At 45.9% G+C, this 16,571-nt stretch carries 23 protein-coding genes and 1 pseudogene; all 24 read left to right on the top strand.

Annotated features, from left to right (window positions below):
• Window positions 1-13: 13 nt before the first annotated feature.
• The 24 genes and pseudogenes from codY (at window position 14) to flhB (ending at window position 16,567) form a co-directional block, all read left to right on the top strand.
• A complete protein-coding gene (codY, locus tag B4F99_RS14645; protein ID WP_023468725.1) occupies window positions 14-793 on the top strand; it encodes a GTP-sensing pleiotropic transcriptional regulator CodY in 780 nt (259 codons plus the stop codon).
• Between the two features lie 251 nt (window positions 794-1,044).
• Entirely contained in the window at window positions 1,045-1,407 is a 363-nt protein-coding gene (gene flgB / locus B4F99_RS14640; protein ID WP_290759251.1) for a flagellar basal body rod protein FlgB, read from the top strand.
• 3 nt (window positions 1,408-1,410) lie between these two features.
• Window positions 1,411-1,809, top strand: a complete 399-nt coding sequence (gene flgC / locus B4F99_RS14635; protein WP_035406970.1) for a flagellar basal body rod protein FlgC — start codon at window positions 1,411-1,413, stop codon at window positions 1,807-1,809.
• A gap of 17 nt (window positions 1,810-1,826) precedes the next feature.
• Window positions 1,827-2,114: a flagellar hook-basal body complex protein FliE gene (gene fliE, locus B4F99_RS14630; protein ID WP_035406973.1), complete on the top strand. Its 288-nt coding sequence runs from the start codon at window positions 1,827-1,829 to the stop codon at window positions 2,112-2,114.
• Window positions 2,115-2,142: 28 nt separating this feature from the next.
• On the top strand, window positions 2,143-3,228 hold the full coding sequence (gene fliF, locus B4F99_RS14625; RefSeq protein WP_290759249.1) for a flagellar basal-body MS-ring/collar protein FliF: 1,086 nt from the start codon (window positions 2,143-2,145) through the stop codon (window positions 3,226-3,228).
• A 74-nt stretch (window positions 3,229-3,302) separates the two neighbouring features.
• Entirely contained in the window at window positions 3,303-3,701 is a 399-nt protein-coding gene (locus B4F99_RS14620; protein WP_290759246.1) for a hypothetical protein, read from the top strand.
• A gap of 4 nt (window positions 3,702-3,705) precedes the next feature.
• Entirely contained in the window at window positions 3,706-4,713 is a 1,008-nt protein-coding gene (gene fliG / locus B4F99_RS14615; protein ID WP_035406978.1) for a flagellar motor switch protein FliG, read from the top strand.
• Window positions 4,697-5,422, top strand: coding sequence for a FliH/SctL family protein (locus B4F99_RS14610; protein WP_290759243.1), 726 nt, complete (start codon window positions 4,697-4,699; stop codon window positions 5,420-5,422). Before fliG ends, B4F99_RS14610 begins: the two co-directional genes overlap by 17 nt.
• 10 nt (window positions 5,423-5,432) lie before the next feature.
• Window positions 5,433-6,728, top strand: a complete 1,296-nt coding sequence (gene fliI / locus B4F99_RS14605; RefSeq protein ID WP_290759499.1) for a flagellar protein export ATPase FliI — start codon at window positions 5,433-5,435, stop codon at window positions 6,726-6,728.
• A 12-nt stretch (window positions 6,729-6,740) separates the two neighbouring features.
• Window positions 6,741-7,175, top strand: coding sequence for a flagellar export protein FliJ (locus B4F99_RS14600; protein ID WP_029342072.1), 435 nt, complete (start codon window positions 6,741-6,743; stop codon window positions 7,173-7,175).
• Complete coding sequence (locus tag B4F99_RS14595) at window positions 7,172-7,717, top strand: MotE family protein (protein WP_214727173.1); 546 nt, start codon at window positions 7,172-7,174, stop codon at window positions 7,715-7,717. The genes B4F99_RS14600 and B4F99_RS14595 overlap by 4 nt, the downstream gene beginning before the upstream one ends.
• 13 nt (window positions 7,718-7,730) lie before the next feature.
• Window positions 7,731-8,849 carry a flagellar hook-length control protein FliK gene (locus B4F99_RS14590; RefSeq protein ID WP_290759240.1) on the top strand — a complete coding sequence of 373 codons (1,119 nt, stop codon included), beginning with the start codon at window positions 7,731-7,733 and terminating at the stop codon, window positions 8,847-8,849.
• A complete protein-coding gene (locus B4F99_RS14585; protein WP_035406995.1) occupies window positions 8,842-9,312 on the top strand; it encodes a flagellar hook capping FlgD N-terminal domain-containing protein in 471 nt (156 codons plus the stop codon). The genes B4F99_RS14590 and B4F99_RS14585 overlap by 8 nt, the downstream gene beginning before the upstream one ends.
• The gene (gene flgG, locus B4F99_RS14580; protein WP_035406998.1) at window positions 9,312-10,163 is read left to right on the top strand and encodes a flagellar basal body rod protein FlgG; all 852 of its coding nucleotides are present in this window, start codon (window positions 9,312-9,314) and stop codon (window positions 10,161-10,163) included. Before B4F99_RS14585 ends, flgG begins: the two co-directional genes overlap by 1 nt.
• Window positions 10,160-10,396 carry a flagellar FlbD family protein gene (locus B4F99_RS14575; RefSeq protein ID WP_214854512.1) on the top strand — a complete coding sequence of 79 codons (237 nt, stop codon included), beginning with the start codon at window positions 10,160-10,162 and terminating at the stop codon, window positions 10,394-10,396. The genes flgG and B4F99_RS14575 overlap by 4 nt, the downstream gene beginning before the upstream one ends.
• Window positions 10,371-10,820 carry a flagellar basal body-associated FliL family protein gene (locus B4F99_RS14570; RefSeq protein WP_214854510.1) on the top strand — a complete coding sequence of 150 codons (450 nt, stop codon included), beginning with the start codon at window positions 10,371-10,373 and terminating at the stop codon, window positions 10,818-10,820. The genes B4F99_RS14575 and B4F99_RS14570 overlap by 26 nt, the downstream gene beginning before the upstream one ends.
• 9 nt (window positions 10,821-10,829) lie before the next feature.
• Window positions 10,830-11,813: a flagellar motor switch protein FliM gene (fliM, locus tag B4F99_RS14565; protein ID WP_029342065.1), complete on the top strand. Its 984-nt coding sequence runs from the start codon at window positions 10,830-10,832 to the stop codon at window positions 11,811-11,813.
• 1 nt (window position 11,814) lies between these two features.
• Entirely contained in the window at window positions 11,815-12,933 is a 1,119-nt protein-coding gene (gene fliY / locus B4F99_RS14560; RefSeq protein ID WP_035407007.1) for a flagellar motor switch phosphatase FliY, read from the top strand.
• Between the two features lie 12 nt (window positions 12,934-12,945).
• A complete protein-coding gene (locus tag B4F99_RS14555; RefSeq protein WP_035407009.1) occupies window positions 12,946-13,311 on the top strand; it encodes a response regulator in 366 nt (121 codons plus the stop codon).
• On the top strand, window positions 13,308-13,799 hold the full coding sequence (locus tag B4F99_RS14550) for a flagellar biosynthetic protein FliO (RefSeq protein ID WP_290759235.1): 492 nt from the start codon (window positions 13,308-13,310) through the stop codon (window positions 13,797-13,799). The genes B4F99_RS14555 and B4F99_RS14550 overlap by 4 nt, the downstream gene beginning before the upstream one ends.
• Window positions 13,796-14,423: pseudogene (gene fliP / locus B4F99_RS14545) on the top strand (flagellar type III secretion system pore protein FliP). Before B4F99_RS14550 ends, fliP begins: the two are co-directional and overlap by 4 nt.
• 11 nt (window positions 14,424-14,434) lie before the next feature.
• On the top strand, window positions 14,435-14,707 hold the full coding sequence (gene fliQ, locus B4F99_RS14540; RefSeq protein WP_023468705.1) for a flagellar biosynthesis protein FliQ: 273 nt from the start codon (window positions 14,435-14,437) through the stop codon (window positions 14,705-14,707).
• Window positions 14,704-15,471, top strand: coding sequence for a flagellar biosynthetic protein FliR (gene fliR / locus B4F99_RS14535; protein ID WP_195864781.1), 768 nt, complete (start codon window positions 14,704-14,706; stop codon window positions 15,469-15,471). The genes fliQ and fliR overlap by 4 nt, the downstream gene beginning before the upstream one ends.
• 4 nt (window positions 15,472-15,475) lie before the next feature.
• Window positions 15,476-16,567 (top strand): flagellar biosynthesis protein FlhB, encoded by a 1,092-nt coding sequence (gene flhB / locus B4F99_RS14530; RefSeq protein ID WP_290759227.1) that lies wholly within the window; start codon window positions 15,476-15,478, stop codon window positions 16,565-16,567.
• Window positions 16,568-16,571 lie beyond the last annotated feature (4 nt).

Genomic DNA, 16,571 nt, shown 5'->3' with positions numbered 1-16,571 from the left:
GGAGGAAGAAAAAATGAATTTATTGGCGAAAACGCGGAAGTTGAATACGATGTTACAACAAGAAGCAAGCACACATGTTGATTTCAAGGTCATGGCTGATCGGCTCAGCGAAGTCATGGAATCGAACACATTCATCGTAAGTCGACGCGGTAAGTTACTAGGTATCGCAATTAAGCAACAAATCGAAAATGACCGGGTCCGTGGTTTCTTGGAAGAACGCCAATTCCCGGAAGATTACACGAAAAAACTTTTTAACGTCACTGAAACGACAGCAAACATTGCCATCGACAGCGAACATACGGCATTCCCGGTCGACAACCGTGATACGTTCGAAACGTCGAAAACGACGATCGTACCAATCATCGGTGGTGGAGAACGCCTTGGTACGCTTGTCCTCGGCCGTATGGTGGAAGACTTCAACGAAGAAGACCTCGTGCTTGCAGAGTATGGGGCGACAGTCGTTGGGATGGAAATCCTTCGTGAGAAGGCTCATGAAGCGGAAGACAAGGCACGTAAGAAAGCAGTCGTTCAGATGGCGATCAATTCGTTATCTTATTCAGAACTCGAAGCAATCGAGCATATCTTCGAAGAACTCGAGGGTAATGAAGGACTACTTGTCGCTTCAAAAATTGCCGATCGTGTCGGTATTACGCGTTCTGTTATCGTCAATGCACTTCGTAAACTCGAAAGTGCAGGAGTCATCGAGTCACGTTCGCTTGGTATGAAGGGAACGTATATTAAAATCTTAAATGATAACTTCCTATATGAATTAGAGCGAATTAAATCAAACTAAAAATAGAAAATGGCTATTAATAAATAAGAGACCTAGTAAAGTACTAGGTCTCTTTTGTTTGACTAGGTATTATTTATCATTTTTATAAGAAAAGGGAATAAAAAACAGAAAATTAGCATCTCATTACCCTATTTTTCAAAAAACTTCTTTTCAAACATTGACCTATTTGTTTCAATTATTTCAGATGTGTTACTAATGACTTAATATTTGTCGCAAATTCGAATACTAGTTCCATGAGTGGAGGAAAGAACATGAATTGGTTAGGGTCTGACTACAGTTTGATGACGCAAGTCGTCAATCGAACGGTCATGGCACAAGAAGTTATTGCTAAAAATATCGCGAATGTCGATACACCGGGTTATAAGGCGAAGCGAGTGGCGTTTGGAGATGTTCTCGATTCAGAGATGAAGATGAGCCTAAAACGTCATGCAACAATCGGAACGACCGGTAGTATCGTCGATCGACCAAATACGATGCGTAATGATGGAAACGGTGTCGATATCGATCTTGAGATGTCTGAATTATCACGCAATCAAATTGAGTATGAGGCGCTCGTGGAGCAATTGAATCGTAAGTTCTCGGGTATCCAGTCTGTCATCCGGGGAGGAAAATAATCGATGAGTATGTTCAATGGCTTTCATACATCTGCGTCTGGGCTTACTGCCCAGCGTTTACGACTGGATACTGTCTCAGCAAACATCGCCAATGCTCAAACGACACGTGGTGAGCTTGTCAACGGTCAATGGCAACCCTATGCGAGGAAACTTGCTGTTTTAAAAGAAACTGCTAATGGGGTCACGGTCAGCGAATTGAAGAAAGATCCTGAACCGTTCAAATTAGAATATAATCCGACGCATCCAGATGCGGATGAACTTGGATACGTCAAGATGCCGAATGTCGATCTATTGAAAGAAATGGTCGACATGATGGGAGCGACACGTTCATACGAAGCGAACGTAACGGCCTTAAATGCAACAAAAGCGATGCTCGTCAAAGCGATGGAGATCGGTAAATAAATAGAGGAGATGACGGGATGGCAATTCAACCTATTCAAAACATGCAAATGGTCTTACCCACTCAGACAATCGCGAAGACGACACCAAGTGATTTCAGTGAGGTGCTCAGCGAGGCGATGAACGGACTGAATGCAACACAGCAAGCCTCATCTCAAGCGCGTGTCGACCTAGCGACAGGGAAGACGACGGATCTACATAACATCATGATTAAAACAGAAGAGGCATCGCTTTCTATGCAACTCGCCCTTGAAGTCCGAAACAAAGGCATCGAAGCATACCAAGAAATGATGCGTATGCAACTGTGACTGTTAAGGAAAGCGTGGGAGATGTTGAATGAACGAACGAATAAAAGCTCGATTCGGAGCTATGAATACGACATGGAAAGAGTGGTCACTTGCGAAAAAAGCGATGGTTCTTGGAAGCATCGTCGTCGTTTTAGCAGCGTTGATTGTCGCCATTATCTGGTTATCTAAACCAACGATGACGCCACTTTATTCGAAATTGTCACCTCAAGAGGCAGGGCAAGTAACAGAAAAGCTAAATGAGGATGGAATCGCGTCGGAAGTCGTCAGCTCAGCAAACGGTGTGACGATTCTCGTTCCGGAAGCAAACGTGGAAAACTTGAAAGTCGAATTAGCAACGGCAGGTATTCCGAAGTCCGGTCAGATTGATTATTCCTTCTTTAGTGAGAATGCTGGATTTGGTACGACAGATAAAGAAATGAATATTCTTGAACGCGATACGATGCAGACAGAACTTGAAAACTTGATTACACAAGTTAACGGGATCGAGTCTGCAAAAGTCATGATTACTCTTCCAGAAAAGAGCGTCTTTCTCTCCGATGAAAAAGAATCTTCAACGGTTTCTGTCGTCTTGACTTCTAGTGCGGGTAGTAATCTGAACAATCAAACAGTCCAAGGTCTTTACCATCTGATTGCAAAGAGTATCCCGAACTTAAAAGAAGAAAATATTACGATCATGGATCAGTACTTTACGTATTACGAGCCAGGTAACGCTACGCAAACAGCGGGCGGGACAGATCCGATGGCGCTGAAAAAAACGACGGAAAACGATTTACGTAAACAGATTCAACAAATGTTGTCTGTCGTTCTCGGTCCACAAAAAGCGCTCGTTTCGGTTACGGCAGATGTCGATGTCACGAAACGTCAGGAAGAACAAAAGCTTGTTGAACCAGTAGATCCCGATAAAATCGAAGGGATTGTCACATCGGCAGAAAAAGTAGCAGAGGCGTATACAGGGTCTGCGAATGCCGGAACAGCAGGTACGGGACAAAATGAGACGACGAACTTCCCAGCAGGTACTGGAACGACCGGTGATACGAGTGAGAAGACGCACGACATCATCAACTATGAAGTCAATCGCATCACGAANNCGCTCCTTATGAAATTCGGGATTTAGGAATTCAAATCATCGTCGAGCCGCCAAAAGGTCAAAATCAAATCGATCCGCAATTACAGACGGATTTACAAACGATGATGTATTCCATCATCCGGACGTCGTTAACGAAGACGGATGCGAAAACGACGCTGACGGATGCAGAACTTGCTAATAAAGTCGTTGTCATGTCTCGACCGTTCGCTAAAACAACGACGGCGACGAAAACGACGACAACGACACCGATGTGGGTATGGTTCGCGCTTGGTGGTGCAGCAATCCTCGTCATTGGAGCAGTCATTCTCCTCATGCGTCGACGGAGAGAAAATGAAATCGAAGAACTTGAGGAATGGACGCCGATCGAAACCGAAATTCCTGAACTCTCAACAGAAGATACAAGCGATGGTGCGGTCAAACGCAAACAGCTTGAGAAACTCGCCGCGTCTAATCCGGATGAGTTCGCAAAATTATTACGTACTTGGTTAGCGGAGGATTGATGAGATGAAGAAGCTAGAAATGAACAGTCGTGAAAAGGCTGCGATTCTCATGATTTCGTTAGGTCCTGAAGTCGCTGCCAGTGTATATAAACATTTATCGGAAGAAGAGATGGAATGGTTAACCCTTCAAATCTCTAGCATGAAACGAATTGATCCAGAAGAGAAGTTAGTCGTCCTTGATGAGTTTCATGAACTAGCGATGGCGCAGAACTATATCACGCAAGGTGGAATCGGATTTGCTAAATCTGTCCTTGAAAAAGCACTTGGTGAAGAAAAAGCGATGGAACTCATCTATCGCCTGACGTCGACGTTACAAGTCCGTCCGTTTGAGTTTGCACGAAAGGCAGATCCGAAACAGCTTCTGAACTTCATTCAAAATGAACATCCACAAACGATCGCACTTGTTCTTGCTCATCTCGATCCAGCAAAATCCGGTCAGATTCTCTCAGAGCTCCCGGCAGAAGCACAGTCCGATGTAGCAAGACGGATTGCGACGATGGACCGGATGAATCCGGAAATCATCAGCGAGGTAGAACAAATTCTTGAACGGAATCTGTCACAAGCAGGGATGCAAGATTTTGCTCAATCGGGAGGCATCGAGGCTGTCGTTCAAGTATTAAATGGCGTCGACCGCACAACGGAACGAACGATTCTCGATACGCTCGAGATTCAGGATCCAGAGCTTGCGGAAGAAATCAAAAAACGGATGTTCGTCTTCGAAGACATCGTCACACTCGATGCGCGGGCGATACAGCGAATCATTCGCGAAGTCTCAAACGAGGATTTACTATTGGCACTCAAAGTATCGTCAGACGATGTCAAGGACATGGTCTATCGCAACATGTCACAACGGATGGTCGAGTCGTTCAAAGAGGACATGGAATTCATGGGTCCTGTGCGTCTCCGAGACGTCGAAGAAGCTCAAAGTCGAATCGTCGGAATCATCCGCCGCTTAGAGGACATGGGTGAGATCGTCGTTGCTCGTGGTGGAGGAGATGATATTGTTGTCTAACGTCATCAAGAGACAAGCAGTAATTGAACGACAGGAACGAACGCTCGTGCAGGTTCGGACTAGTCAGGAAGAGCCTGCGATCGTTCCAGATACATTCTACGAAGAGAAGATGGCAGAAGGACACGCTGAGTTAGAGCGCCTTCGACAGGCGATGCTCCTAGATTTCGAACAGCGTCAACAGCAGTTCGAGCAAGAACGCCTTCAAGCGTTAGAAGAAGCACGTCAACAAGGGTATCAAGCTGGATTTGAAACAGGACATGCGGAAGGACAAGCAACGTTTGAAGAGCAGATTGCCAAAACGAATTCGTTTGCTGATCGCCTAGAAGAGCAGAGTCAAGAACGATTGATGCGACTAGAACATGAATTATGTGTCCTCGGACTCCAAGTGACACATCAATTTTTAGAACAGTTACATGATGAAGAGGAAGAAGCGTTATACCAATTGTTACATCAATTGATCATTCAGTTCCGCGATCGTGAAAAAATCATCATCTATGCGTCACCGGCGGATTTTGAACGGGTCGTGTTACTTGAAGAACGACTACAAGGCGTTCTAGGTGCCAACGCAACGATTCAATTGCGATTTGATCCAGCGTTAAAGGCACGCGATTATCGGATTGATTCGGAGAATGGAGCGATCACTGGCGGTTTAACCAGTGGCTTTGAAGCATTGCAAACCAAAATCAATGAGGTTTTACATCATGTTTAATCTCAATGCGATGCAGGCCGCGGTTCGAGAAATTCGCTCAGAAGAACTTGTACAGCACTCTGGTAAGGTCGTCCAAGTGATCGGGTTGATGATCGAATCGCGAGGACCGACAGCAGTGGCAATCGGTGAGCGGTGTTTAATCCAAATCCAACAACGTCAGACAATCGAAGCAGAAGTCGTCGGATTTAGAGAAGGGCATGTTCTACTCATGCCATACGGTGAAACGACATCGATTGCTCCAGGCTCGATTGTTCTTGCGACAGGAAAACCACTCCACGTTCCAGTAGGGAACGAACTGATTGGTAAGGTGCTTGATGGTCTAGGAAGACCACTAGATGGTGAGTCATTAGAAAATTTACGCACGACATCGATCGTTCGTAAACCACCTAGTCCGTTGGAACGACCTCGTATCAGTGATGTTCTCTCGACGGGCATCCGTGCCATCGATGGGCTACTAACAGTCGGTCAAGGACAACGTGTGGGTTTGTTCGCAGGATCAGGTGTCGGAAAATCGACATTACTCGGGATGATCGCGAAACGATCGACAGCAGACATCAATGTCATCGCTTTGATTGGTGAACGAGGACGTGAAGTCAAGGAATTTGTAGAGGCAGAACTTGGTGAAGAGGGGATGAAACGATCTATTTTAGTCGTAGCAACGAGCGATCAACCTCCACTTGTTCGTCTAAAAGGTGCCTATACGGCAACGGCAATCGCTGAATATTTTCGAGATCAAGGGAAAAATGTGGTCTTGATGATGGACTCAGTTACTCGTTTTGCGATGGCACAACGAGAAATTGGTCTTGCGACAGGTGAACCGCCTGCGTCAAAAGGGTATACACCAAGCGTTTTTGCTCTTCTTCCTCAGTTACTCGAACGTAGCGGAAAAACGCAAGATGGCTCGATTACGGCTTTTTATACTGTGCTCGTCGATGGAGACGATATGAATGAACCGATTGCTGACGCTGTACGAGGGATCTTAGATGGTCATTTCGTTCTTGATCGTAATCTTGCGAACAAAGGACAGTTTCCGGCGATTCATGTCTTACGATCCATCAGTCGTGTCATGAATCAAATCACGACTGCTGAACAAAAGACATCTGCCGTCGCATTTCGACAGCTGTTATCGACGTATCTTGATTCGGAAGACTTAATCAATATCGGCGCCTACAAAAAAGGGACGAACCCAGAAATTGATCGTGCCGTTGATAAATATCCGGAGCTGATCCGTTTTTTAAAACAACAAATCCATGAAGACAGTGACTTCGAGAAAGCTTGTCAGCAACTCATGGCAACGATTCAGTAAGGAGGACGGAAGATGAAGACGATTTATGAACGAATCATTCCTTTGGCTGAAGCAGAGAAAGATCGCGTCGCAAAAGAATTGAGCCTTCATAAAAAACAATATGAGATCGAAGTCGAAAAACTATACCATCTGCTCGTCCGTTATGAATCCTTTCTGAAAGCGCAAGATGAGATTGGCATCGTCGAATTAACGTCTTCGCAATATCGAGAGCGGGCTCGAGATGTCGTGAAGCAAGAAATCGAACGGCAACAACTGTACGTGACACAATCGAAAAATCGCTATGAACGCGCACAGGAAGCACTCGAACGAGCATTGATTGAGGAGAAGAAGTTTAGTCGTCTGCAGGAGAATCATACGGTTGAAACAAAACGTATCGAAGCATTGACGGAACAAAATCAATTAGATGAACTGGCATTGTTACAGTTTGGAAGAGGACGGATGATATGAGTGAAAATAAAACGTCAAAAGGATGGATCTTACCTTTATTGATCATCCCTTTGATTTTAATCTTGCTGACAGCTTATTTCGTATTAAATTATGCGAATGGACGTCCACTGCTATCCTTACCGTTCGCAACGGAAAAAACGACTACGAATCAAGCAAATCCGTCAGCAGAACTCGAACGTCGTCTGAAAGTAGCGAATCAAGAAATCAAGAAACTACGCAATCAAAGCAAGGAACAATCGGATACTTTAAAAGCTAAAGAACAGGAAGTCGAACGTTTGATTGTAGAACGGGATCGTTTAAAACAAACACCTACGCCCGCGACGACGGATCAAACGAAGACGACGAAGAAAAAAGCAGCATCTGTGACAGATGTCTATGCTGAAATGGCACCAAAGGATGCTGCGCTCATCTTAAACGAACTTAGTCCGACAGAAGTCGTACCGATCATCGAGGACATCGATGCGGAACAACAGGCGGCGATCATTGCCAAGATGGATGCTAAAAAAGCGGCGGCCTTAACACAGCTACTCGCGACGAAGTAAGGAGGGAAGCCAGATGAACATGACGGAAGTAATACAATCATCCTCCCCGAACTTGAATACTGGAACAGGGAAAAAAGGAGAGATGACCACGGTTGGTGGTCAATTCGCCTCATTACTTGATTATCTGACAAAACTGCCGACGGCGTTACCGTCATCAGTCTCAGCGGATGCGATGACACTCGAGCCGGAAACGGAGACGCAACCCTTACCGGACTGGATGCAACAACTTGTAGACCAGCCGGATGAGATTCTCTCCTTACTGAAACAACCAGAAGTAGAGGCGTTAAAACAAGACCCAAAGAAAATGGAGCAACTACTAGCGTTCGTCAAACAATTGCTCGAAGGAAATATGGAGCAGGCGAAAGGTCAGTTCGATCAATTGCCACCATCACTTCAACAGTTCGTCTTGCAGACAATGACGAATGATACGATCAAAGTAAAAGATTATGACACGAACATGTTAAAGCAGTCGCCAGTTTCAACAATGGACGGAGTGGTTTCTGCGATGCCATTGAAACAGACACTCCCGCAAACTGGTTCTGTTGTCGAAACGATCAAGCCGGACACTGTAGCTGTAGCCGAGCAGGCAAAAGGAAAAACACCGCTTCCGTTAGCATTCGCTTCACTCATGCGAAAAGCGACCATGCCCGTTGATCCAGAAGGAAAAGCCGCACCGCCTCCGATGAGTATGCCGATTTACAGAGGCACTCCGTTGCAAACGATTCGTCCAGTGCCGCTATCTGTCTCAGAACAGATTCAACAACGGATTGAAGCCGCACTGCAGCAAGCACCATTCATAAAAGGTGCGGATGGGTCCACACGATTGTCGATTCGCCTGTACCCAGAGCAACTTGGTGAGGTTGTCGTTCAACTCGATCGTAAAGAAGGGGCATTGACTGTCAAACTATTTGCGAGCACCGAGCAAGCAAAACAATCAATCGAGCAACAACTTGGGAAATTACAAACCGTCTTGCATCAACAGACGTCAGTCGTAAAGATCGAGACGGGGATGATTGCTTCGAGTGCGCGGGAGTTCCAACAATCTTTCACACGTGATCAGCAGGAGCATGAGTCACCGTATCAAGAGACACCCGTTCCAGTAGACGAAGAAGAGGAGGAAGACGATGACTGACGCAATCAAAACGGATAGTAGTTCATACCAGCTTCCTGAAAAATCACAGGTACCGACGAATAAAGCGATGGATAAGGATATGTTCATGAAAATTCTGATTGCCCAGCTTTCGAATCAGGATCCAACAGCACCGATGGAAGACAAGGATTTCATCGCTCAAATGGCCCAGTTTTCGTCGCTGGAACAGATGCAAGCAATCGGGAAGACGATGGATACGATGGTCTTGAACCAACATGCAACAGCATTGCTGTCCTACAGCAATCTGATTGGTAAAAAAGTCAGTTATGAAGCGGAGTCGAAGACGACGGATGCTTCAGGTGCTGAGCAGACGACCACCGTCGAAGAGACAGCCAGTGTCGTTAGTGTAAAACGGGATGGGCTGGATATCATGGCCGAACTATCGAACGGAAAACAGATCAGTGTTTACGAGTTGACGCAGATTCAATCAAAGGAGGAAAAATAATGTTACGTTCAATGTATTCAGGAATCAGTGGGCTTAAGAACTTCCAGACAAAACTGGATGTCGTCGGGAATAACATCGCGAACGTCAACACGTTCGGTTATAAAAAAGGACGGGTGACGTTTAAAGACCTCGTCAGTCAATCGGTCGGCTCATCATCTGGTGCAGGCGGCAATGTCGGTGGGACGAACCCGAAACAGGTCGGTCTTGGAGCATCGATGTCAACAGTCGATAATGTGTATAACCAAGGTGCGCTTCAGAATACAGGTCGCGTCCTTGATGTCGGGATCTCTGGGGAAGGATTCTTCCAGGTCGTCACGGCGGAAGGGATTCGTTATACCCGTTCAGGTAACTTCTATACGGATCTTGATGGAAACTTAGTTACAGGTGACGGAAACTACTTAATCGGTACCGGGACACAAGCAGCTGCAAACGGCACTCCGCCAGTACCACTCCCGGAAGCAGGTGGTGCAGGATTCCAAAAACTAAAAGTACCAACGGATGCACGTAACTTATCGATTGGTAAAGACGGTCTCGTCACTTACGTCGATACGACGGGAGCATTGCAAAACGTCGGTTATATCACGATCGCGAACTTTGCTAACCCAGGTGGTCTAGAAAAATCAGGTGTCAACGTATTCGCCGCATCACAGAACTCAGGTCCACCGGTACTCGGAACACCGAGCTTGAACGGAATGGGACAGTTGACGTCGGGAACGCTTGAGATGTCGAACGTCGACTTATCAGAAGAATTCACGGAGATGATCATTGCTCAACGTGGTTTCCAGGCGAATACACGAATCATCACGACATCGGACCAGGTTCTTGAGGAACTAGTCAATTTGAAACGATGATCACGTTAACGACATTACGTAACGCACCACTCGTACTGAACGCCGTGTTGATCGAATCCGTCCGTTCTACACCGGATACGACGATTCAACTCATCGGAGGACAGATTTATGTCGTGAAGGAATCAATGGAAGAGGTCAAAGCAATCGCAATCGCTTTTTATCAAGAAATCGGATTAGCGGGCTTGAACAGTGTAAGGAGGCTCGAAGATGGCCGAGGAAAAGAAGAAGAGTAAACTGAAAATCCCCTTGATCATGATCATTGTTGCAGCATTGATGATCGGGGCAGGATACATGATCATGAATTATTTTTTAGCAAATGACATGACGGAAGCAAAAGTTGAACAACCGACAGGTGAAGAACTTGATGCACGAAGTCTGCAAACGGACGACTTGACAACGAACATCGCTGACGAACGTTTCTTAAATGTTCAGTTCACGATCGTCACCGATGATCAAGCAACACGTGACGATTTAGAATTACGAAAGTTTCAAATCAATAACATCATCTTGGGTGACCTTTCGGCTATGAAAAAGTCGGACTTAGACTCAAAAGCGGATATGGAGAAGCTTGAAGAGCGGTTACGGATGCAATTCAAAAAGCTCATCCAAGAAGGCGATGTCCAGCGTGTCTACACGACGAAAAAAATCATCCAGTGAGGTGGCAGCATGAGCGAAGTATTATCCCAACATGAAATCGATGCCTTGCTATCAGCCATTTCAAGCGGAGATATGGAAGTCGAGGAAATCCGAAGTCAAGAGGAGCAGCGTCGAGTCAAGGTCTATGACTTTAAACGAGCACTCCGTTTCTCAAAAGATCAATTACGGAATTTGACGCGTATTCATGAACAGTTCGCCCGAGTCTTGACGACACATTTTTCTGCACAACTTCGGACATATGTTCAGTTCACGGTTAATACGGTCGAACAACTTCCGTATGATGAATTCATTCATTCCATTCCGAACATGACGTTGATCAATCTAGTCAATCTTCATCCGCTCGATGGAAAAGTCTTATTTGAAGTCAATCCGAACATCGCCTATGCGATGCTCGATCGTTTACTTGGGGGACCAGGTGAAGGAATGAACAAGATCGAGAATTTGACGGAAATCGAGACACGTATACTAACACAACTGTTCAAGCGTGCCTTCGTTCAATACGGGGCGGCTTGGGAGTCGGTAACAGAAGTCGAAGCGGAATACGATGATTTGGAAATCAATCCGCAGTTTCTGCAACTGGTCTCTCCAAATGAGACAGTCATTCTCGTCTCGATTTACGTAACGGTCGGAGAAGTGAGCGGTACGTTGAATGTCTGCTTGCCGTTCGTGACCCTTGAATCCGTTCTTCCGAAATTATCAAGTCATTATTGGATGCAACAAGAAAAGCGAACGACAGCAGATAATCAAGAGTCTGAACACATGCAAACGCAGTTGATGAGTTCCGTCGTCGATTTAAAAGCAGTGCTCGGCCAAACAGAGCTTTCGTTTGGTGAATTGTTACACCTCGAAGTAGGCGATTGTTTATCCCTGAAGACACGAGCCTCGGATGCCGTCGATGTATTCGTCGACGACCGGAAGATGTTTAAGGCGCGACCGGGATTAAACGGGAAACACCTCGCTTTGCAAGTCTTACAACGAATTGAGGAGGAATAACATGAGCGATATGCTTTCGCAAGATGAAATCGATGCGTTATTACGCGGAACGCCATCCACCGATGAACCGCAAGAGCCAGACGTAAAGGAAATACTAGATGACATGGAGATTGATGCATTAGGGGAGGTCGGAAATATCTCACTTGGTAATTCGGCAACGGCCTTATCGGCATTGTTGAATCAAAAAGTAGAGATTACGACACCGCACGTCCGAATGATCTCCATGGAAGAATTACGCAGTCGTTATCCGATCCCGCACGTCGCGCTACGTGTCGGTTATACGGAAGGGTTCAAAGGAGAAAACGTCCTGATCCTGACACAGCGAGATGCTTCCGTCATCGCGAACCTGATGATGGGAGGCGATGGCGTCATCGACGAGTCACTGGAGATGGACCCGATTGCTCTATCTGCCGTACAGGAAGCGATGAACCAGATGATGGGAGCAGCTGCTACCTCGATGTCGACTGTATTCTCGATGCGAATCGATATTTCGCCGCCAGCAGTTGAAATCTTCGACTTTTCTCAAGATAAGAGTATCGTCGATAGCTTTTCTCTTTGGGAGAACATGGTCATCATCGAGTTTGATCTTAAGATCGGCACGATGATCGATTCAAAAATCGTTCAATTAGCACCACTGGACTTCTCGAAACAATTGATTCAAAAACTCTTTAGCGCGAGTACGACTCAACAAGCAGAGCCTGCACCACAAGTAACGGAGCAAGCACAACCATCACCATCACCACCATCGGCGCCAGCAATGGCACAACAAACTACAGTTGCATCACCTGAACCGAAAGCAACGCCAGTCGGTGTCAGTCCGGTTCAATTCAGCCAATTAGGGGAGATGGAAGTAGAGGGTACGCCAGGAAATATTGGGATGTTATATGACGTTCCGTTGAACGTCACGGTTGAGTTAGGACGGACACGTCGCTCCGTTCGTGACATATTGGAATTGACACAAGGTTCCGTGATTGAGCTGGATAAACTGGCAGGAGAACCGGTTGACGTTCTCGTCAACAATACATTGATCGCAACAGGTGAAGTGGTCGTCATCGAAGAAAACTTCGGTGTACGCATTACAGAAATCGTAAATACAAAAGAACGTCTTCGGATGTTCTAAGGAGGAACTAATATGAGTGCAAAAGTATTAATCGTAGACGACGCCGCTTTCATGCGGATGATGATCAAGGAAATCTTATCGAAGAACGGCTATGATGTCGTCGGTGAAGCAGAAAACGGACGCGAAGCGGTCTCTAAGTACAAGGAATTGACACCGGACCTCGTCACGCTAGACATTACGATGCCTGAGATGGACGGAATCTCTGCGCTTAAAGAAATCAAAGCATTTAACCCTGCCGCTAAAGTCATCATGTGTTCAGCGATGGGGCAACAGTCGATGGTCATCGATGCGATTCAAGCAGGTGCAAAAGATTTCATCGTTAAACCGTTCCAAGCGGATCGTGTGCTTGAAGCGGTCTCGAAAACTGTCTCGTCATGAAAAAAGTGACTTTGCTGATTTGTCTCCTGTTTCTGCTTGCGCTTCCTGTGCAAGCGGAAACAGTCGAAGAAAAATTGAATCCAACTCAGAGCGATACACCAACGACTCAGCAAGTCGATGAGAGTCCTTCCATGGCGTTGACTATCTTCAAAGGAGTCGTCGTTCTCGTCGTTTTGATCGGCGGATTCATCCTTGTGACACGATTCATTCATGAACGGACACGAGGTGTGAGACATTCTGGTCGATTGACTCACCTAGGTGGTGTACCACTAGGAAAGGATCGATCCGTCCAGTTAGTGAAGGTGCAGGACAAGATTTATGTCGTAGGTGTTGGAGAGAACGTACAGTTGTTAGATACACTTGATGATTTAGAGGGATATGAGCCGATGGATCTTAAAGAGTCTTCATCTAAAACGGGATCTTCACCGTTTCTTGAGACGTTTAAACAACAACTCGAACAACTGCAAAAGAATCGAGGTCGCTCATGAATACGATTGAGAATCTGATATCACTTGATACTCCGTCAGGAACAGCGACATCGATTAAGCTACTTGTGTTACTGACGTTGTTATCCCTTGCGCCGTCACTGCTCATTTTAATGACCTGCTTTACGCGTGTTGTCGTTGTGTTGTCTTTTGTCCGTTCTGCTCTTGGAACACAACAGACGCCACCAAACCAGCTCCTCGTTGGACTCGCTTTGTTCATTACATTATTCGTTATGTCGCCTGTCTTATCTGAATTAAACACGACGGCCTTAAAACCATATATGGCAGATAAAATCAGTCAAGATGAAGCGTTTGATAAAGCGGGAGATACGATGAAACGGTTCATGTCGAAACACACGCGAACAAACGATTTAGAGTTGTTTTTAAAATACGGTAATTATGAAAAACCAGAAAAAATTGAAGATATTCCACTTGTCGCACTTGTTCCAGCTTATGCGATCAGTGAATTAAAAACGGCCTTTCAAATCGGGTTCATGATTTTNNATGTCGATGGGGATGATGATGTTACCGCCGGTCATGATTGCGTTACCGTTTAAGTTATTGTTATTTATTCTAGTTGACGGCTGGCACCTGATCGTTGAATCACTGCTCGTCAGTATGCGTTAGGGGGAGAAAAGATGACTCAAGAAATGATTATTCAGTTGGCAAGCTCTGCTGTCTGGACATTACTCAAGGTATCGGCTCCCTTATTACTTGTCTCGCTCGTCGTCGGTCTGCTCGTCAGTATCTTGCAGGCGACGACACAGATTCAGGAACAGACGTTATCATTCGTTCCGAAGATCGTTGCCGTATTTTTAGCACTTGTCTTCTTTGGACCTTGGATCATGCAGGAGCTACAGACCTTTACGATTGATCTATTCAAACAAATCGCTGAGGTTTCCCGAAAATGACGTTACTTTCTTTCCTGAGTGTTTTTTTGCTCGTCTTTGGACGGATCGTTGGTTTTCTTGTCGCGGCGCCTTTGTTTTCATCAAAGCAATTACCAGCGCAACATAAATTAGCGCTTGCTGCGGGACTTGCTTACTTTGCGAGCTACGCCGTGAAGACAGATGTTCGTGTAGAAGACTTCGATTTTTTCTTTCGGATGGGAACGGAAGTCTTAGTGGGGCTAGCTCTTGGCTTACTTGCTAGTTTTTTATTGTATGCCCCACAAATCGCGGGCTCGATCATCGACTTGCAGATGGGTCTTGCAATGGCTTCTGCTTATGACCCGATGTTTGGCGGGCAGTCACCCATCGTCGGACGATTTTATTACATGCTGACGTTACTTGTCTTGCTCGCTTCTGATATGCATCTGATTTTACTTGACGGAATTTACACGAGTTTTCAAATCTTTCCGCCAGGCAGTCTGATTGCGGTATCAGGGGACGCTGGAATGAGCCTTGTCATCCGTGTCGTTGGTCTTGCGATGTTGACTGCCTTACAAATGGCGATGCCACTTGTCGTTTCACTCTTTTTAGTGGATCTCGCACTCGGTTTCTTAGCGAAAACGGCACCCCAGTTCAACATTTTTGCGATTGGTTTTTCCGTCAAACTTTTAATGGGGTACGCGATTCTGTTTTTATTAGCAGGCGCGACGATCACAGGAATCGGTCGATTCGTTCCATTGTTGCAGGATGTACTTGCAGATGCCATTCGATTACTAGGAGGTTGAGGACATGCATTCATATCGATTACGCCTTGATCTTCAGTATTTCGCTGGTGAAAAGACGGAAAAGGCGACACCTCGAAAGCGGTATGACTCCCGTAAGAAGGGACAAGTCGCAAAATCAGCAGATTTAACAAGCAGTTTCATGTTGTTCGCCATGTTTCTCGTCCTCTATTTTTTTGGTCCGTTTCTAGGACGGCGTTTCGTTCTCGTCCTGCAAGATGGTCTTAGTGCTAGTCAAGTCCTGCAAGCGGTTGAAGAAGGACGAGTTGAACAGATTCTCATCGAGATGCTGATGCAAATGGGGATTTTAGTCGCACCTTTCTTTTTAACAGCGGTCGTGATTGGTATTCTCGGAAACTTCGTCCAAATCGGTGTGCTCTTAAGCGGTGAGGCGATTCAGCCGAAACTGGACCGGATCAATCCGCTTCAAGGCGTCAAACGGATCGTGAGCGTCAAAGCACTTGTCGAGTTTTTGAAATCGGTCTTTAAATTGCTGGTGATCGGTGTAACAAGTGGAACAGTCTTATGGAACAACAAGGTCGAGATCTCGAGATTGACCTCGGAACCGATTGGCGATGCGTTAGCTATCATTGGTCATTTAACATTTTTACTCGGTTTATCGGTCAGTATCGCCTTGATTGCATTAGCCATTCTTGATTTTGCCTATCAGAAATTTGATTTCGAGAAGTCGATCCGAATGAGTAAGCAGGATTTAAAGGATGAGCATAAAAACACAGAGGGTGACCCTCAAATCAAAGGAAAGATTAAACAACAACAACGGGAGATGGCGATGCGGCGGATGATGCAAGAAATACCAAATGCCGACGTCGTTATCACGAACCCGACCCATTATGCGGTAGCGATCCAATACGATGACGGTAAACATATGGCACCGATCGTCGTTGCGAAAGGCGTAGATGCTGTCGCGTTCCGGATTCGGGAGAAGGCGACAGCAGCTGAGGTCCCGATTGTTGAAAACCGTCCGCTCGCGCGGGCGTTGTTCGCTCAATCAGAAATTGGTATGGCAGTGGATGAAACGTTCTATCAGGCGCTCGCTGAAACACTCGCCTTTGTCTATCAACTGAAACAAGCAAAATGAAAGG

It is taken from the genome of Exiguobacterium sp. UBA3491 (assembly GCF_002377745.1).
In the GTDB taxonomy this organism is placed as follows: domain Bacteria; phylum Bacillota; class Bacilli; order Exiguobacteriales; family Exiguobacteriaceae; genus Exiguobacterium_A.
This window is presented reverse-complemented; position numbering and strand designations above follow the sequence as displayed.

What these genes read in the sequence shown, in the direction of transcription:
- codY (WP_023468725.1), top strand. Translation starts at nt 14, where the DNA reads ATGAATTTATTGGCGAAAACGCGGAAGTTGAATACGATGTTACAACAA.
- flgB (WP_290759251.1), top strand. Translation starts at nt 1,045, where the DNA reads ATGAATTGGTTAGGGTCTGACTACAGTTTGATGACGCAAGTCGTCAAT.
- flgC (WP_035406970.1), top strand. Translation starts at nt 1,411, where the DNA reads ATGAGTATGTTCAATGGCTTTCATACATCTGCGTCTGGGCTTACTGCC.
- fliE (WP_035406973.1), top strand. Translation starts at nt 1,827, where the DNA reads ATGGCAATTCAACCTATTCAAAACATGCAAATGGTCTTACCCACTCAG.
- B4F99_RS14620 (WP_290759246.1), top strand. Translation starts at nt 3,303, where the DNA reads ATGATGTATTCCATCATCCGGACGTCGTTAACGAAGACGGATGCGAAA.
- fliG (WP_035406978.1), top strand. Translation starts at nt 3,706, where the DNA reads ATGAAGAAGCTAGAAATGAACAGTCGTGAAAAGGCTGCGATTCTCATG.
- B4F99_RS14610 (WP_290759243.1), top strand. Translation starts at nt 4,697, where the DNA reads ATGATATTGTTGTCTAACGTCATCAAGAGACAAGCAGTAATTGAACGA.
- fliI (WP_290759499.1), top strand. Translation starts at nt 5,433, where the DNA reads ATGCAGGCCGCGGTTCGAGAAATTCGCTCAGAAGAACTTGTACAGCAC.
- B4F99_RS14600 (WP_029342072.1), top strand. Translation starts at nt 6,741, where the DNA reads ATGAAGACGATTTATGAACGAATCATTCCTTTGGCTGAAGCAGAGAAA.
- B4F99_RS14595 (WP_214727173.1), top strand. Translation starts at nt 7,172, where the DNA reads ATGAGTGAAAATAAAACGTCAAAAGGATGGATCTTACCTTTATTGATC.
- B4F99_RS14590 (WP_290759240.1), top strand. Translation starts at nt 7,731, where the DNA reads ATGAACATGACGGAAGTAATACAATCATCCTCCCCGAACTTGAATACT.
- B4F99_RS14585 (WP_035406995.1), top strand. Translation starts at nt 8,842, where the DNA reads ATGACTGACGCAATCAAAACGGATAGTAGTTCATACCAGCTTCCTGAA.
- flgG (WP_035406998.1), top strand. Translation starts at nt 9,312, where the DNA reads ATGTTACGTTCAATGTATTCAGGAATCAGTGGGCTTAAGAACTTCCAG.
- B4F99_RS14575 (WP_214854512.1), top strand. Translation starts at nt 10,160, where the DNA reads ATGATCACGTTAACGACATTACGTAACGCACCACTCGTACTGAACGCC.
- B4F99_RS14570 (WP_214854510.1), top strand. Translation starts at nt 10,371, where the DNA reads ATGGCCGAGGAAAAGAAGAAGAGTAAACTGAAAATCCCCTTGATCATG.
- fliM (WP_029342065.1), top strand. Translation starts at nt 10,830, where the DNA reads ATGAGCGAAGTATTATCCCAACATGAAATCGATGCCTTGCTATCAGCC.
- fliY (WP_035407007.1), top strand. Translation starts at nt 11,815, where the DNA reads ATGAGCGATATGCTTTCGCAAGATGAAATCGATGCGTTATTACGCGGA.
- B4F99_RS14555 (WP_035407009.1), top strand. Translation starts at nt 12,946, where the DNA reads ATGAGTGCAAAAGTATTAATCGTAGACGACGCCGCTTTCATGCGGATG.
- B4F99_RS14550 (WP_290759235.1), top strand. Translation starts at nt 13,308, where the DNA reads ATGAAAAAAGTGACTTTGCTGATTTGTCTCCTGTTTCTGCTTGCGCTT.
- fliQ (WP_023468705.1), top strand. Translation starts at nt 14,435, where the DNA reads ATGACTCAAGAAATGATTATTCAGTTGGCAAGCTCTGCTGTCTGGACA.
- fliR (WP_195864781.1), top strand. Translation starts at nt 14,704, where the DNA reads ATGACGTTACTTTCTTTCCTGAGTGTTTTTTTGCTCGTCTTTGGACGG.
- flhB (WP_290759227.1), top strand. Translation starts at nt 15,476, where the DNA reads ATGCATTCATATCGATTACGCCTTGATCTTCAGTATTTCGCTGGTGAA.